We start from the raw sequence: 15,565 nt of genomic DNA, 5'->3' as shown, positions 1-15,565 counted from the left end.
TTGGCTTGGCGAAGGAGTGGCTGAGTCATGAAAAGACGACGGGCCTGCTCTGCAACAGACCCGTCGGCGCGGTCGTGGGTTCGGTGTGCGGTGGCGGATCAATCCTCGCCGTCATCTTCCTCGCGCAGCAGCACGTAGCGGCCATCGTCCAGTCGCTCGCAGACATAGAACATGGCGATGGTCCCGTCCGGCTCGGTCACCGCGGCGTAGTCGTCCGCCTCGACCGTGAAGTAGCCCTTCGAGTCCGCACCGGCTTCGCTGGCGAAGACGGCGGTGAAGAAGGCGTCCTCCGGCATGCCGTCGAAATAATCGGCGCGAGCTTTGGCGTCCCATTCCTGGGGCGGCTCGAACTGGCCCTCGATGATGACGCGGGCATCGCCCATGTCGCGTTCCTCGCCGTCCGGGTCGGTTTCATGGGCGCGGTAGATGGTGCAATCCAGTGCATCCGGGTGAGCGAGGATGGTCTCGCGCGTCAGGTGTTCGGTGGCAGGCATGATTCAGCTCCGGTGCAGGTGGGAATGGCGGCAGTGTGGTGGAGCAGAGGGGTTGCTGCAATGGCAAGTTCCGCCGGCTGTCACCGCCCATCCGGGACGATGAACGTCCGCCCGACCGGGTGGCTCCTATTCATCGAGTTCATGCAACGTTCAGCGAGGTCGAGATGAACAGCAAGCCCGAGGAAAACGAGGAGCAAGACCCGCCCGACATCACCATGACCGATGGCGGGGAAAAGGAGCCTGGCGAAGATCCCGATTTCGACGACAGCGAACTGGACGGCCCGACCGAAAGCCGCGGGCAGGAGGAACCATGATCGATACCCAGTGCCGGCACCGACTGCCTTCCAGGCGTGCCAAGGTCGTTCCGCATGGATAGTTTTCAGGCGCATCCCACCCCGATGGGCTGGGAACTGACCGAACTCAAGTCCGGGCAAACGGTGCTGCGCACCCTGACCAAGGACGAGATGCTCAACGAGCTCGACCATTTCATGGCCGGCAGGACGGCCACCGTGGAGGTGCTCAATCGAAGCGGGGCCGTGGAGGAGACGCGCCCCTATCCAGGAAGCCACCATCAGCTGTGACGCGATGCCGTTGCCGGACAGCGCACGGACGGACGCGAAACCTGTCATAAGATGACCGCTTCGCTTACTCCCGGAGACTCCGCATGCGCTTGACACTCGCCCTCCTGTCCCTGCTGGCGCTGGCCGGTTGCTCGTCCTGGCAGGCCGACCCGCAAGACATCAAACCCGTACCGCAAGAGCGCCTGCGCGGCTTCCAGACTCCCGTCGAAAATGGCGGTGAAGTGGTAGTGACGCGCGATTTCGGCCTGCGCGGCGGTGGCTGCTACGTGGCGGTGATGATCGACCGCAAGATCGCGGCGCGCATCCATGTGGGCGAGCAGGTGCATCTCCAGGTCCCGGCGGGCATGCGCATCGTCAGCATCGAATCCGACCCCGAGGACGACACCCTCTGCGGCATGGGCAACCTGCTGCGGGAGAAGGCCGCCCGGATCGAGCCCGGGCAGACGCTGCACTTTCGCATCAGCGCCGACAACACGATCGGGTTCGACATCCAGCCGGTCGAGGCCGACTGAGCCACGGCGGGGTCGAATCACGTCGATACAAAGTGCCCCGAACCTTACCCGGCAGCGGCGCTCCGAGATAGGCGAAACCGTTGTGCTTGAGCCTTGCGCGGCCCGCTGGGCGGCTCCGGGCAGCAGCACGATGCATCGTCAATCACTGCCACCAGGAGTCGCTGCGTGAACAGAGCCCTCGTTTCGTCGTTGATCGCCGGTCTTGCCGTTGCCCTGCCGCTGCAGGCAGAGCAGCGCCCGGCGTATGGCCCACAGCTCGAAGGTTTCGAGTATCCCTTCCCGATCCAGCGCTTCGAGTTCTCCTCCCAGCAGCAGGCGCTGTCGATGGGCTACCTGGATGTACAGCCCGAAGGAGAGGCGAACGGCCGCACACTGGTGCTGCTGCATGGCAAGAATTTCTGCGCGGCAACCTGGGAACAGAGCATCCGGGTACTGTCCGAAGCCGGTTACCGGGTGATCGCCCCGGATCAGGTGGGCTTCTGCAGTTCGGTCAAGCCTCGCGGTTACCAGTTCAGCTTCGCCCAGCTGGCGCACAACACGCGGGCCTTGTTGCAGTCGCTGGACCTGGAGCGGGTCACAGTGATCGGTCACTCCATGGGTGGCATGCTCGCGTCGCGCCTGGCGCTCAACTATCCGCAGCTCGTCGAGCAGCTGGTGCTGGTCAATCCCATCGGCCTGGAAGACTGGCAGGCCGAGGGCGTGCCCTACGCCGACATCGACCAGCTCTACGAGGGTGAGCTGAAGACCGATTTCGAGAAGATCAAGGGCTACCAGCGCAAGTTCTACTACAACGGTGACTGGAAACCGGAGTACGACCGCTGGGTCACCATGCTGGCCGGTATGTATGCAGGGGAGGGCAAGGAGATCGTGGCCTGGAATCAGGCGCAAACCTCGGAAATGGTCTTTACCCAACCCGTCGTTCACGAGTTCGAGCGGCTGAGCATGCCCACCCTGCTGCTGATCGGTGGCAAGGACCGCACCGCGCCCGGCGCCAACCGCGCGCCCGAGGCGGTCGCCGAACGCTTGGGTGACTACCCGGCGCTAGGCCGGCAGGCGGCGGCACGGATACCCCAGGCGACGCTGGTGCCGTTTCCCGAGCTCGGTCATTCGCCGCAGGTCGAGGCGCCGCCGGTATTTCACGAGGCGCTGCTCAAAGGGCTCGCCGACCTCCGTTGACGTGCGGCGGCTCATCCGCCACGAATCAGCTCCTGGATGCGCACGGCCAGCTCGTCCATGACGAAGGGTTTGGTCATCACGTGCATGTTCTCGGCCAGATGACCATCGCCAAGGATGCTGGTGTCGGCGTAGCCGGTGATAAACAGGACTTTCAGGTCCGGGCGGGCGACCCGGGCGGCGTCCGCCATCTGCCGACCATTCATGCCACCCGGCAGGCCGACGTCGCTGACCAGCAGGTCGACTCGCGCGTCGGACTGCAGTACCTTCAACCCGGACGGGCCGTCGGCGGCTTCGAGGGCGGCGTAACCGAGGTCATGCAGCACTTCGACGACCAGCATGCGAATGGTCGGCTCGTCATCGACCACCAGCACGGTTTCGCCCGCCTTGGCGCGCGGGGCGTCGCCCAGGGGTTGCGGAGTGTCGGGCTGCTCTGCCGGGCCGAGGTGGCGGGGCAGGAAGAGCACCACCCGTGTGCCTTCGCCCTCGCGGGACTGGATTTCCACCTGACCACCGGTCTGACGGGCGAAGCCGTAGATCATCGACAAACCGAGCCCGGTGCCCATGCCGATGGGTTTGGTGGTGAAGAAGGGGTCGAACGCCTTGGCCACGACGCCTGGCGTCATGCCGCTGCCGTTGTCCGAGACGCTCAGCGACACATAGTCGCCCGCCGGCACGTCGCGGGCCAGGGCAGTGGCGCGGTCCATGTCCAGGTTGCCCGTCTCGACCACCAGTTGCCCTCCATTGGGCATGGCGTCACGTGCGTTGATGCACAGGTTGAGCAGGGCGTTTTCCAGCTGATTGGAGTCGACCATGGTCAGCCAGAGCCCGCTGGCGGGGCGGATCTGCAATTCGATGGCTGGCCCGACCGTGCGTGAAACCAGCTCCTCCATGCCCATGATCAGCCGATTGATGTCGGTCGGACGCGGGTCGAGGGTCTGTCGGCGGGAGAAGGCGAGCAGCCGGTGGGTCAGTGCAGCAGCGCGTCGGGACGAGCTCTGCGCGGCGTCGATGTAGCGGTCCAGCCCGTCGAAGCGCCCCTGACGCAGGCGCAGCTGCAGCAGCTCGAGGCTGCCGTTGATGCCTGACAACAGGTTGTTGAAGTCATGCGCCAGGCCACCGGTGAGCTGGCCAACCGCTTCCATCTTCTGCGATTGGCGCAACTGCTGTTCGGAGCGCGCCAGCTCCGCAGTGCGCTCGGTGACCAGGCTTTCCAGCCGCGCATTGAGGGCCTGCAGGTTCTGTTCGGCACGCCGGCGCTCGATGGCGCCCCGGGTGCGTTCGGCCACTTCACGAGCGAAGGTCGCCTCGGCCTCGGTCCAGATACGGGGTTCGCTCGCGTTGACGAAGATCATCGCCACCGTCCGGCCCTGCTCGACGATCGGTACGTTGATCAGCGCGCGAACGCCGAAGCGCTCGAGTGCGGTCTGGCTGTCCCGCGTGCGCGGATCACTCCGGGTGTCGCTGATGCTCACCGTCTCTCCGCGCATCAACTCATGCACATGGGTACCGGAATCGGGCAGGTAGTGCTTGCCCGCGACGCTGACGGTGCCGGGCGTGGTCCAGTCGCCATCCACCATGAGCGTCATCTGGTCGGCATCGATCACGCCATAGCCGGCACGGCTGCCCTGCAACGTACGGCCGAGGATTTCGGCGGTGGTGTAGGCCATCTCGGCGATGTCCTGCATGTCGCGCAGGCGGTCGCTCAGCTCCAGTAGGCCGTTACGCCGGGCCTCGGCGGCATGGCTGTCGGTGATTTCGCGAAACAGCGTGGCGAACTTGTCGTTCTCGAAGCGGTGCGTGCGACCCTCGTACCAGCGACCGCGGCTGCCGATCGCGCGAATGAAGATCGCCGGCACGCCGGTGTCGACGACCGCCCCGGTTTCCTCGATCCAGTGCGGGTCGCTTTCGAACAGCTGCCGGTAGGTCCGCAGGCGGGCCAGCGCCGGGTCGATCTCGACGATCTCGCCCCAGGCCGCGTTGACGTGCAGGTAGCGCAGGTCGACCACGCGTCCTTGCTCGTCGCGCACCACTTCGCCCAGCACCAGGCCTTCCTCCAGGTTCTCGAACAGGCCACGCCAATGGGCTTCGCTCTGGGCCAGCGCCAACTCGGCGCGACGTCGATCCGAGATGTCGTTGAACAGAATGGCGACCCTGTGTTCGGCTGGATCGCCGATCCGCAGCGCCTGGACGTCATACCAGCGTCCGAAAGGCAAGGCGGCATTCTCGAAGCGCTCGCCGATACCGGTCAGGGCGACGCGGCCATAGGTGTCGAACCAGTGCCGTTCGAGATCGGGGGCGATCTCGCTGACCCATTTGCCTTGCGAGTCGGAGAGGCCGGTCATGCGTTCGTAGGCGGCGTTGCCCTCGACGATGCAATAGTCCACCGCGCGCCCCTCGTCATCGAAGCGCATCTGGACGACGCAGAAGCCGGTGTCGATGGCGCCAAGCAGCGTGCGGTATTGCGCATCGCATGCCGGCGAGCCCAGAGCCGTTTCGGCCTGGAGGGGTTCCAGCCGCGCACGCAACTGCGCAATCTCGTCTTCCAGCGAGCGGGTATGGCGCCTGAGCTGTTCTGCTTCGGATAGGGTCACTGCTTTGCGGGCCTTTTCTTTGCGGTAGTCTGCTCGTTATTCGGGGCGCCAGCGACGCGCGCTACCGCGCCCTATATCTAGGGCATTGCCGGCTTGTAACAGTTTCCTGTTCCAGACGGCAGGAGATGACCGGCTAGAGCGGCCACACCCAGAGGATCACCGGGACCGCGACGAGAATGACCAGGATCGACAGGGGCAGCCCGAGGCGCCAGTAGTCACCGAAACGGTACCCGCCCGGTGCCATGACCAGCGTGTTGGATTGATGGCCGATGGGCGTGAGGAAGGCACAGGATGCACCGATGGCGACTGCCATCAGCAGCGGATCGGCGGAGGCCTCCATGCCGCGTGACAGGCTGATCGCCACCGGCGCGGCCAGCACCGCGGCGGCGGCATTGTTCACCACGTTCGACAGCAGCATGACCCCGCCCATGAGAATCGCCACGGTAGCGGCAGGCGGTGCGGATTGCCCCAGCGCGAGCAGGCCGTCGGCGATCAGCCGCGAGCCGCCGGTGCTTTCGAGCGCTTCGCCGATCGGCAGCATGGCGGCGATCAGGACGATGATCGACATGTCGATGCTCTTGTAGATTTCGCCCGGCGGCACCAGCCCGACCAGCACCATCGCCAACGCGCCGGCCACCAGGGCCACCGCGGCCGGCAGGACACCGAGGGCGATCAGGAGCAGTGACGCGGCGAACAGGCTGCTCGCCAGCATCACCTGTCGCGGTGCCGTGATGCGCAGCCCGCGTGAGGCCAGAGGCAGGCAACCGATATTGTTCAATGTCGCCTGTAACTGGTCCTCGCGCGCCTGTACCAGCAGGATGTCGCCTGCGGCGAAACGGATCCGGCTGAGTCGCTCGTTCAGGCGCTGGCCTTGCCGCGCCACGGCGAGGATGTTCACGCCATGCCGCTCGCGCAGCGCCATGCCTGTCGCTGTGGTGCCGACCAGGGAAGACTGTGGCGTGACGATGGCTTCGGCAAGGGCGCGTTCCTTGGAGCCGTCATCCGCGTCGGCGGGTTTGTCCGCATCGCCATTCTTGTCGGCGTGTTTGCGCTCGCGTGCCAGTTCACGCGCTTCCTCCTTGCCGTCAGCATCGGCGGCCAGCTCCAGTTTGGTGCTGTCGAGGAATGCCTTGAGGCTGTCCGAGTCGGTTTCGACCAACAGGATGTCGCCGTCGCGCAGCACCTCGTACATCGATGGCATGCCGACTTTTCGGCCGTCGCGCACCAGTGCGGTCACCAGCACGTCGCCCTCGCCGCTGGCGGTCATCAGTTCGTGCAGGGTACGACCGATGAATTTGCTGCCCTCAGGCAGCTTCAACTCGGTCAGGTAGGCATTGATCTCGAACAGCTGCCCGTCGTCGGCGGCATTCTCACGGCGCGGCGTCAGGCGCCAAAGCAGGGCAATGAACAGGACTCCACCCAGGGTGATGGCCAGGCCCACCGGCAAGAAGTCGAACATGCCGAACGGGGCATCGGCGACCTGGCGGCGGTAACCGGCAATGATGATGTTTGGCGGCGTGCCGATCAGCGTCAGGGTGCCGCCGAGCAGCGAGCCGAACGCCAGCGGCATCAGCAGGAACGACGGTGACCGCCCGCTCTGGTGCGCCATCCACACGGCGACCGGCATGAACAGCGCCAGCGCGCCGACGTTGTTCATGAAGCCGGAACAGAGCGCAACGATACCGGTCAGCGTCAAAACCTGGACCGAGGGGCGCTCGCCGACGCGCGTCAGGTGCCGAGCCATGGCGTCGACCACGCCGGCGTTGAGCAGGCCGCGGCTGAGCACCAGCACCGCCGCGACGCTGATCACGGCCGGATGGCCCAGGCCCATGAAGGCCTCCTCGACCGGCACGATACCGGTCAGGGTCGCCACCAGGAGCGCACCGAGCGCGACGATGTCGTAGCGCCAACGATTCCAGATGAACAAACCAAGTGTCACGGCCAGCACGGCGAATACGATCAGCTGATCGCTTTGCATGGATAAACTCCGATTTTGTCGCAGCCCGGCTTTCGAATAGAACGGCAGGGGATGTATGGCGGCGGTCACCGCCACGGTGGGAAATGTTCGACAACAACAAGCTGCCGGTTGCTGTTGAGTAATCGATAAAAGCCACTCGCTGCCGGTTGAAAGGCGGTGGAGCTTAACAAGGGCAGGCGCGCCGTCCCAGTTGTCGCTTCACCTCCATTTCGGCTGCGATGATCCAGGGTATGGCGCGCTGCTACTGGCCAATCGGCGAGTTCGAAGGCATGGTTGCGAAACGATCGTTGCTGCCTGGTGTGCCATGCCTACGTCCGTTTCAATCACCTGTCGAGATGGTTACGCGCTATCGGCGCAGCTCTGGCAGCCCTTCGGCGAGCCGCGCGGCGCGGTGATCGTCAGCAGCGCAACCGGGGTGTTGGCGCGCTATTACGCACATTACGCACGCTTTCTCGGCGATCACGGCTATCAGGTGCTGACCTACGATTACCGTGGCATTGGCGGTTCGCGACCGGCCTCTCTGCGCGGCGCCGATATTCGCTGGCGCGACTGGGGCGATCTGGATTTCGATGCCGTGGTCCGCTGGATGCGCCAGCGCAATCCGGATGGACCGCTGATCGCGGTGGGTCATAGCATCGGCGGCTTCTTGCCCGGTTTCGCCAGCGCGGCGACCGAAGTGGACCGCTTTCTCAGTGTCGGCGCGCAATACGCCTTTTGGCGCGACTACGCACCTGCCCATCGGTGGCGCATGTTCGTCCGCTGGCATCTGTTCATGCCGGCCATGACGGCGCTGTGTGGCTACTTCCCCGGTCGAAGGCTGGGCTGGCTGGAAGATCTGCCGGCCGGTGTCGCGCGCGAATGGGCGTTCCGACGGGCAGCGCTGGAGCAGAGCTATCCGGCACACGAGAAAGACGAGGTGCTTCGACGTTTCGCCGCCATTCGCGCTCCGATCCTGGCGCTGAGCCTCAGCGATGACGAATACGGCACCGCCCCGGCCATCACGCGGGGCCTGCGCTACTACTGCAACAGCCACCGCGAGCATGTCCGCCTGACACCGGAAGCGTTGGGCGCGGCGCGGGTGGGGCACTTCGACCTGTTTCGCGAGCGTTATCGCGAGAGCGTCTGGCAGGCAACGCTGGAGTGGATCGGCGGGGGCATCAATCCCTGGACGCCAACCGATGTGCTGGCGCCTGAAATATCCCGAGGCAAGCAGTCACTGTTGCGCTGATCCGAGTGGGTCCTTTACCGCGCTGCTATTGCCCGCACGCCGGGTTGAACCCGTGCGATTCATCCCGGGAGGAAACCCGCGGAGCGCGAAGGGGTCGCTAACAGAGGCCCTGGGGATTCATTCCCGCTCACTCTGCAAAGGAGGTTCCGCATGCAACGCCGCCACTTTCTCTCCACTACTGCCGCTGTTAGCGTCGGGCTGGCGCTCGCGCCTGTGCTGGCGCGTGCCGAGGCGAACCCGCGTCAGCCAGGTGCCGCGTCTCAGTCGCCTGACAGTCTGCCGATGAACGAGGGCACGCATGAGCGCTATCGGCCGCCTTATCGCTTCGGCCTTGGGGGCGCGGTCGGTCTGGGTGACATGCGCCGCGAACTGCCTGAAGCGGAGGCGCTGGCGCTGCTGCAGCAAGCCTGGGATCTGGGGATCCGTTACTACGATACCTCGCCCTGGTACGGACTGGGCCTCAGCGAGCGGCGTCATGCCGGGCTGTTGTCAGCGCAAGAGCGCGATGCCTATGTACTGTCGACCAAGGTCGGCCGATTGCTCAAGCCTGAGCCCGGTTACTCTCACAAGAACTGGCAGGGCGTTAACAACTTCGACTACGAGTACGACTACAGCGCCTCCGGTACCCGCCGTTCCATCGAAGACAGCCTTCAGCGCATGGGGGTACCGAGCCTGGACGTGGTGTTCATACACGACCTTTCGCCGGACAACGAGGACATGGGCGAAGGCTGGAAAGAGCACTTCGAGGTTGCGGTCAAAGGCGCAATGCCCGAGCTGGTGAAGATGCGCGAGGAGGGCCTGATCAAGGCCTGGGGGATGGGCGTGAATACATTGCCGCCTGCGCTCGGCGCCATCGAACGGTCTGACCCGGACATCATTCTTTCCGCCACTCAGTATTCGCTGCTCAAGCACAAGGATGCACTGAACGATCTGTTCCCGGCCGCGGAAAAACGAGGCGTTTCCCTCGTGCTCGGCGCACCGTTGAACTCCGGCTACCTGGCTGGCAACGAGTACTTCAACTACAGCAAGGACGTGCCCCAGGACATACAGCGCAAGCGGGAGCGTTATCAAGCGCTGGCCCGTGAGCATGGGGTTGATCTGCGTACGGCCGCGTTGCAGTTCTGCAATGCGCCTTCGGTCGTCTCGGCCATCATCCCCGGCGCGAGCAAGGCGGAGCACGTTCGTGAGAACGCTGCATCGATGTCAGCCAGGATACCGGGTGAATTCTGGGCGGCTGCCAAGCGGGAAGGGCTGCTCGAGGAAAACGCGCCTATTCCAGGCTGACCGAGCCGTCGTGTTCAGCCCGGGATGTTCGGCGTTTTGCCGAGCAGCTCGTCCAGCGCCTGGCGGTATTCCTGACGCCCGATGCGCATGCTGTTGTTGTGGGTGCCGCCCTCGATCAACAGCAGGCGTTTTGGCTCCTGCGCGGCGTCGTAGAGCTCCTGGCTGAAGCGTGCCGGCACGTAGGGGTCAGCCGTGCCATGCACGATCAGCACGGGCATGCGGACCTGGTCGATCTTGTCGATGGAGTCGAACTTCTGGGACACCAGCCAGCGGATCGGCCAGGGCGTATCGGCAACTTCCGTGGCGATGTCGGCCAGGGTGGTGAAGGTCGATTCGATGATCAGCGCGCGGGCGCCGGCATTGTCGTCTGTCGCTTGGCCCAGATCGGTGGCCAGGTCCACGGCGACGGCACCGCCAAGCGAATGGCCGTAGATGAGCCGCTTGCTGGCATCCGGCTGCAGGCTTTTCAGGTGATCCCAGGCGATCCGCGCGTCTTCATAAACGCTGGCCTCCGATGGCAACTCGCCGAGACTTTTGCCGAAACCACGGTAGTCGATTGCCAGTACCGAAAAGCCCAGCGAGCGAATTTGCTCCAGGCGGAACAGATGCCCTGTTAGGTTCCAGCGCGAACCGTGAAGGTAAAGCAATGCCGGCGCGTCCGCCTGGTCGGCCGGCCACCACCAGGCGTGGATGTTCTGTTTGTCACCGAATGCCGGCGTGGTCAGCTCCAGTTCTTCGACCCCGCTGGGCAGGCCTCTGAACCAGCTGGCGGTCCCTGGCTCGATCCGAAATACCAGCTCGCGCTCGGTCTGCTCGAGCATCGAGCAGCCAACGGGCAGCACGGCCAGTAATGCAGCGGCGAACAAGGAAAAGAAGGTTCGGGCCTTGGTGCGGAAAAACGGCAAACTCGACATGCGGCTGGATCACCTCCGATTGAGCCGCTATTGGAGCGTTCAGCCAGTACCGCACGCAAGCGACTCGCGACGACATGTCATTACGGAAGATTGCGGCGTTTCGCTAGCTGTCTCCCTGACATCGGCGCGAAGTAGCATCGTCGCCCTACATGTTCAAGGAATTAGAGACACGCATCGGTTTGCTAGCTGCCTCGCTCGGCTAAACGCCGCATCGTTCTGCTCCGCTGCCGATGACCGCGGAACAGGACGCGAAATGAGTTCCTTACCCCTTGACCCTCACGTCGCGTGAGGCACGACCATCACTCCCGCACAGACGAGGAGCACATCGCGATGCAGTTGAAAGTTGGTGAATTGGCCCGGCGCTGCGGTTTGACCGTCAGGACGTTGCACCACTACCACGACATCGGGCTGCTGCGTCCGTCCGCGCGCTCCGACGCCGGCTACCGGCTGTACAGCCGCGACGATGTTGCACGGCTGCAGCAGATCCAGGCCTTGCGAAGCCTTGGCGTTTCGTTGGCCGACATCGGAGCCATTCTCGACCGGCAAGCGCTGTCGGTCTCCACCGTGATCGAGCAGCAATTGACTCAGCTCGACCAGCAGATCGCGCGGCAGGTCCGGCTGCGTGAAAAACTGGTGCAACTGCATCGTCAGTGCGTCACGGGGCAGGAGCCGGCACTTGCCGACTGGCTGGAAACACTGGAGTTGATGAGCGTGTACGAAAAGTATTTTTCCGAAGACGAACTGTGTCAGTTGCCCTTCTACAACCGCAATGCTGCAAGCGACACCCGCTGGATCGAACTGGCTGAGGAGGCGGCGCGGCTGCTGCATGATGAGGTCAGCCCCCAGGATGGCCAGGCGCAGGACCTGGCGCGGCGCTGGATGCGCCAGTTGGAGCAGGACACCGCCGCCGATCCGGCACTGTTGGCCAAGCTCGACGCGATGCACCTTGGCGAGCCAGTGCTGCAAAGACAGACAGGCATAACCCGCGAAGTCAGCGAGTATGTGCTGCATGCCTTTGCTGAAAGCAAGCTGGCGGTTTATGCGCGATACCTGGATGCCAATGAGCTCGCCTTCATGCGCGAGCACTACCTGGCTAGCATGCGGGAATGGCCGCGCCTGGTCGCAGCATTGCGTAAGGCTCGGCGAAAGGGTCTGCCGCCAGACGATGAGAAGGTGAAGGTGCTGGCTCACCGCTGGCTGGCGCTGTTTCGTGCCTATGCCGGTAACGATCCGCAAACACAGCAGAAGATCCGGCAAGCCAATCAGCAGGAACCGAGCCTGATGGAAGGCACCTGGGTCGATGAAGGGCTCCTGCATTATCTCGGGCAGGCCGTGAACGCGCTGTAAGGCCGACCTGAAGCTTGCCGCTGCACTTGGGATGGTATTGAGCGCAGCGATACCTGTCGCGATATCCCGAACCGATGGGTATCGCTTCGCTCATCCGTAATCTACGTCTGCGCGTCGAATGGCAGGAGTTGCTCAATCGCAGACGATGGCTGCATCAGGCGATTTTCTTTCCGCCTCGTCGCGCGTGTTCCATGCCCACCAGAACACCAGCAGGCCGACGGCGCCGGTCGCTGCACCGATGTAGCCGGTAGAAGTCCAGCCCAGGCCCGCGCTGATCGCCAGCCCGCCGAGCCAGGGGCCGAGGGCATTGGCGACGTTGAACGCCGAATGGTTGGAGGCGGCAGCGAGCGTTTGGGCGTCCGCGGCGACGTCCATCAGGTGGGTCTGCAGGGGCGGGCCGAGCGACACCATGGTGCCAACCGCAAACGCTGCCGGAAGGATCGTCCACAGCGAAGTCGCGGCGAATGGGAATACCAGCAGGACCAGAATGCTCCACAGCAAAAGCCAGGCGACGGCCTTGAACCCTAGCTTGTCGAAGAGCCAGCCGCCCACGATGTTGCCGACGATTCCGCCCAGGCCGAAGGCGGCCAGCCCCACCGGAATCCAGTTTTCGCCGACGCCGGTCACCTCGAGCAGGGTCGGCGCCAGGTAGCTGAACACGCAGAACATGCCGGCAAAGCCGATTGAGCTGATCGCCAGTGCGAGCCAGACCGGTTTGCGGTTGAAGTCACGCAGTTCGCGCATCGGGTTGTTGCGTGGCTCGCTGCGGTCCAGCGGGAGAAAGATCGCGACCAGCAGGACGGTCAACAGCGCAATCAGCCCGACCAGGGCGAATGCCCAGCGCCAGCTGAGACCCTGGCCGAGCCAGGTGGCGGTGGGATTGCCGATGAGCATCGCGATGGTCAGCCCGGCCAGCACGCGGCTGACCGCCTTGGCGCGCTGATCCGGGGCCACCATCGACGCGGCGACCAGCATCGCTACACCGAAATAGGCGCCATGCGGCAACCCGGCGATGAAGCGGAACAGCATCAAGGTGTGGTAGTCCGGGGCCAAGGCGCTGGCAAAATTACCCAGGGCGAAAAAGCTCATCAATAGCAGCAGTAGATGCCGGCGGAACATGCGTGAGCCAATGATGGCCAGCAGCGGTGCGCCAACCACCACGCCAAGGGCATAGGTACTGATGACGTGCCCGACCTGTGGCTCGCTGATCCCCAGCCCCTGCGCGACGTTCGGCATCAGGCCCATGATGGCGAACTCGCCGGTGCCGATGGCGAAACCGCCCATGGCCAGCGCCAGTTCGATCAACAGTATGGCGCGGGCCGACAGGGCCGGCTTGCCTGTGCTTGCGTGGGTCATCGATGCCTCGAAGGAAGAGCTGAGTGACGGCTGGTGTCGCCTGGACGTGCAACGTCGGGAGTCGGAAATCCAGCGAACTAGATAGGCAGCGACGGGACCACGAAGTTCGGGCGTATCGTCGATGCCAGAGCGCGGCGGATGTTACCAAAGCCCAGCGTTATCGGTACTTCGCGAGAATCGCCTCGAACTCGCCATCGTCTTGCAGTTGTTGCATCGCCTCGAGTATTTCGTTGGCAGGAACATCCGGCTCATCGCGCACCAGGCAGTGGATCGAGTATTCGACGAACTGATCCATCGTACGCAGTTTGCGCTCGGCTGGCCGATCTCGGTTGAACCAGGCCAGCGCGGTCTCCGAGCTCAGCGCGTAGCGATAGCGTCCAGCAGCAAGCTTTGCCAGCACCTGGCTTTCGGTTCGCGCATCGTCGCGTGTCAGCGTGGCGTCACGAAAAGACGGCTCCAACTCGGGATAGGTGAAGCCCAGCACGGTGCCGATTCGTTCGTCGCGCAGGTGCTCGATCGTGGTCGGTGGAGTGGTTGCCGCGGCCACCAGTTGGATGCGTTGAGTCATGAATGGCACGCTCCAGCGATAGCTGGCCCGGTGCTCGTCGATCCAGGCTGGATTCACGTAGCAGCTGACATCCACCGTACCTTCGGCGAGCAGCGGTTGAATGCGTGACCGCGACATCACCACTTGCTCGGCCTGGCGCCCGATTTTCTCGGCGATGCGTTGGTGCAGGTCATGGAGAATGCCGGCAGTCACCTTGCCCTGGGCGAGCCGAACCATGGGCATGGTCGAGCTATCGCTGACCGAAAAGCGCAGCGGGCGGTCGTCTCCAAGCGCAGGGGCGCTCGCGACCATGATGGATACGGTGAGCGATATGGCGCGCATGGCGTGGGGAAGTCCTTCGTCGAGATCTGCCCGTTGCGGGTTGGATCATGTTGGCGAAGGGCGGATTATCGCGATATCAATCTGATTATGTCGATTTATCGAATGAGTAAGTCGGCGTGCTTCTCTGCCGCGCTGGCCCTATGTTGACTCGGCAGAACAGCTCTGTCGCACAGGCGCATCGCGGCGCCGCGGATTCGCACGATCGCGGCGCTGCGGCTTGTTTATCAGCCTTTACGGGTGGGTGGTGCCATGAATTCCGGGCCCACCGGGTCGGTGATGTGCTCGGCCAGCAGGTCATCGATGTCCTGCAGATCCTGCTGGGACAACGTCCAGCCGAATGCCTCGTCGATCCCATCCAGCTGATCTGGCCGACGTGCGCCCCAGAGGGCGACGGTCGGTCCCTGGTCGAGCACCCAGCGGATCGCCAGCGCCAGCACTGACTTGCCGTGGCGTTCCCGGGCCAGCGACTTCAGCGCCTCGACCGCGGCAAGGTACTGCTCGAACCGGGGTGCCTTGAACTTAGGGTCGGATTTGCGCAGGTCATCGCCGTCGAAGGTGGTGCTGCTGTTCATCCGGCCGGAAAGCAGCCCGCGGCAGAGCGCGCCGTAGCCGAGCACCACCAGCCCCTTGCCCCGAGCGTAAGGCAGCACGTCGGTTTCGATGGCCCGCTCGAACAGGTTGTAGGGCGGCTGCACGCTGGCCAGCGGGGCTGCCGAGCGAAACGCATCCATCTGTTCGATGGAGAAGTTGCTGACGCCGATCGCAAGGATCTTGCCTTCTTGGCGCAGCTTTTCGAGCTCGGCGGCGGTCTCCTCGATGGGCACCAGCGGGTCGGGCCAGTGGACCTGATACAGGTCGATGCGGTCGGTGCGCAGGCGCCGCAGCGAATCTTCGATCTCCTGACGGATACGGGCCGGGGTGGAGTTGCGCCGCGGGCCGCCCTCATTCCAGTCCAGTGCCACCTTGGTCGCGATCACGGCCTGGTCGCGTACGCCTTCGAGCGCCTTGCCCACCACTTCCTCGGAATGACCGAAACCATAGACAGGAGCGGTGTCGATCAGGTTGATTCCCCGTTCGAGGGCCGTGCGGATGGTGGTCACGGAGCGCTCGTCGTCTGCGCCGCCCCACATCCAGCCACCTATGGCCCAGGTGCCCAGGCCGATACGGGATACGGGCGTGGCGATGCCCTCGATGGTGAGTGTTTCGATGGTCATG

The 15,565-nt window shown here is 64.2% G+C and carries 14 protein-coding genes; 7 read left to right on the top strand and 7 right to left on the bottom strand.

The genetic code is table 11. From position 1 onward, the window contains the following. Positions 1 to 98 precede the first annotated feature (98 nt). Positions 99 to 494 (bottom strand): hypothetical protein, encoded by a 396-nt coding sequence (locus tag MST27_RS12450; RefSeq protein ID WP_243606257.1) that lies wholly within the window; start codon positions 492 to 494, stop codon positions 99 to 101. A gap of 164 nt (positions 495 to 658) precedes the next feature. On the opposite strand from MST27_RS12450, the gene MST27_RS12445 reads away from it, so the two are divergent. The 4 genes from MST27_RS12445 (at position 659) to MST27_RS12430 (ending at position 2,763) form a co-directional block, all read left to right on the top strand. Continuing rightward, positions 659 to 808 (top strand): hypothetical protein, encoded by a 150-nt coding sequence (locus MST27_RS12445; protein WP_243606256.1) that lies wholly within the window; start codon positions 659 to 661, stop codon positions 806 to 808. Between the two features lie 54 nt (positions 809 to 862). Then, complete coding sequence (locus MST27_RS12440) at positions 863 to 1,075, top strand: hypothetical protein (RefSeq protein ID WP_243606255.1); 213 nt, start codon at positions 863 to 865, stop codon at positions 1,073 to 1,075. 83 nt (positions 1,076 to 1,158) lie between these two features. Further along, a complete protein-coding gene (locus MST27_RS12435; protein ID WP_243606254.1) occupies positions 1,159 to 1,587 on the top strand; it encodes a 3-isopropylmalate dehydratase in 429 nt (142 codons plus the stop codon). Positions 1,588 to 1,752: 165 nt separating this feature from the next. Next, positions 1,753 to 2,763, top strand: a complete 1,011-nt coding sequence (locus MST27_RS12430; protein WP_243606253.1) for an alpha/beta fold hydrolase — start codon at positions 1,753 to 1,755, stop codon at positions 2,761 to 2,763. 11 nt (positions 2,764 to 2,774) lie between these two features. On the opposite strand, the gene MST27_RS12425 is transcribed toward MST27_RS12430, so the two are convergent. Together MST27_RS12425 and MST27_RS12420 are read right to left on the bottom strand one after the other, a co-directional pair. Beyond that, the gene (locus MST27_RS12425) at positions 2,775 to 5,354 is read right to left on the bottom strand and encodes an ATP-binding protein (RefSeq protein WP_243606252.1); all 2,580 of its coding nucleotides are present in this window, start codon (positions 5,352 to 5,354) and stop codon (positions 2,775 to 2,777) included. A 133-nt stretch (positions 5,355 to 5,487) separates the two neighbouring features. Beyond that, on the bottom strand, positions 5,488 to 7,332 hold the full coding sequence (locus MST27_RS12420) for an SLC13 family permease (RefSeq protein WP_243606251.1): 1,845 nt from the start codon (positions 7,330 to 7,332) through the stop codon (positions 5,488 to 5,490). Positions 7,333 to 7,636: 304 nt separating this feature from the next. On the opposite strand from MST27_RS12420, the gene MST27_RS12415 reads away from it, so the two are divergent. Continuing rightward, on the top strand, positions 7,637 to 8,560 hold the full coding sequence (locus MST27_RS12415) for an alpha/beta hydrolase family protein (protein WP_243606250.1): 924 nt from the start codon (positions 7,637 to 7,639) through the stop codon (positions 8,558 to 8,560). A 150-nt stretch (positions 8,561 to 8,710) separates the two neighbouring features. Beyond that, the gene (locus MST27_RS12410; RefSeq protein ID WP_243606249.1) at positions 8,711 to 9,844 is read left to right on the top strand and encodes an aldo/keto reductase; all 1,134 of its coding nucleotides are present in this window, start codon (positions 8,711 to 8,713) and stop codon (positions 9,842 to 9,844) included. A gap of 14 nt (positions 9,845 to 9,858) precedes the next feature. Here MST27_RS12410 and MST27_RS12405 read toward each other — a convergent pair whose 3' ends face one another. Then, positions 9,859 to 10,758, bottom strand: a complete 900-nt coding sequence (locus tag MST27_RS12405; RefSeq protein ID WP_243606248.1) for an alpha/beta hydrolase — start codon at positions 10,756 to 10,758, stop codon at positions 9,859 to 9,861. Between the two features lie 330 nt (positions 10,759 to 11,088). On the opposite strand from MST27_RS12405, the gene MST27_RS12400 reads away from it, so the two are divergent. Then, a complete protein-coding gene (locus tag MST27_RS12400) occupies positions 11,089 to 12,105 on the top strand; it encodes a MerR family transcriptional regulator (RefSeq protein WP_243606247.1) in 1,017 nt (338 codons plus the stop codon). A 132-nt stretch (positions 12,106 to 12,237) separates the two neighbouring features. Here the strand turns inward: MST27_RS12400 and MST27_RS12395 are convergent, their stop codons facing one another. The 3 genes from MST27_RS12395 to MST27_RS12385 form a co-directional block, all read right to left on the bottom strand. After that, complete coding sequence (locus MST27_RS12395) at positions 12,238 to 13,461, bottom strand: MFS transporter (RefSeq protein ID WP_243606246.1); 1,224 nt, start codon at positions 13,459 to 13,461, stop codon at positions 12,238 to 12,240. 157 nt (positions 13,462 to 13,618) lie between these two features. Then, positions 13,619 to 14,350, bottom strand: coding sequence for a substrate-binding periplasmic protein (locus MST27_RS12390; protein WP_243606245.1), 732 nt, complete (start codon positions 14,348 to 14,350; stop codon positions 13,619 to 13,621). Between the two features lie 224 nt (positions 14,351 to 14,574). After that, a complete protein-coding gene (locus MST27_RS12385) occupies positions 14,575 to 15,564 on the bottom strand; it encodes an aldo/keto reductase (protein WP_243606244.1) in 990 nt (329 codons plus the stop codon). Position 15,565: the final 1 nt, after the last annotated feature.

Origin of the sequence: Stutzerimonas marianensis (assembly GCF_022810315.1) — a bacterium.
GTDB lineage: Bacteria > Pseudomonadota > Gammaproteobacteria > Pseudomonadales > Pseudomonadaceae > Stutzerimonas > Stutzerimonas marianensis.
This window is presented reverse-complemented; position numbering and strand designations above follow the sequence as displayed.

Bases quoted from the DNA above. Each gene is read 5' to 3' on its own strand.
- MST27_RS12445 (WP_243606256.1), top strand. From the start codon at position 659: ATGAACAGCAAGCCCGAGGAAAACGAGGAGCAAGACCCGCCCGACATC.
- MST27_RS12390 (WP_243606245.1), bottom strand. From the start codon at position 14,350: ATGCGCGCCATATCGCTCACCGTATCCATCATGGTCGCGAGCGCCCCT.
- MST27_RS12440 (WP_243606255.1), top strand. From the start codon at position 863: ATGGATAGTTTTCAGGCGCATCCCACCCCGATGGGCTGGGAACTGACC.
- MST27_RS12450 (WP_243606257.1), bottom strand. From the start codon at position 494: ATGCCTGCCACCGAACACCTGACGCGCGAGACCATCCTCGCTCACCCG.
- MST27_RS12395 (WP_243606246.1), bottom strand. From the start codon at position 13,461: ATGACCCACGCAAGCACAGGCAAGCCGGCCCTGTCGGCCCGCGCCATA.
- MST27_RS12385 (WP_243606244.1), bottom strand. From the start codon at position 15,564: ATGACCATCGAAACACTCACCATCGAGGGCATCGCCACGCCCGTATCC.
- MST27_RS12405 (WP_243606248.1), bottom strand. From the start codon at position 10,758: ATGTCGAGTTTGCCGTTTTTCCGCACCAAGGCCCGAACCTTCTTTTCC.
- MST27_RS12415 (WP_243606250.1), top strand. From the start codon at position 7,637: ATGCCTACGTCCGTTTCAATCACCTGTCGAGATGGTTACGCGCTATCG.
- MST27_RS12420 (WP_243606251.1), bottom strand. From the start codon at position 7,332: ATGCAAAGCGATCAGCTGATCGTATTCGCCGTGCTGGCCGTGACACTT.
- MST27_RS12435 (WP_243606254.1), top strand. From the start codon at position 1,159: ATGCGCTTGACACTCGCCCTCCTGTCCCTGCTGGCGCTGGCCGGTTGC.
- MST27_RS12400 (WP_243606247.1), top strand. From the start codon at position 11,089: ATGCAGTTGAAAGTTGGTGAATTGGCCCGGCGCTGCGGTTTGACCGTC.
- MST27_RS12410 (WP_243606249.1), top strand. From the start codon at position 8,711: ATGCAACGCCGCCACTTTCTCTCCACTACTGCCGCTGTTAGCGTCGGG.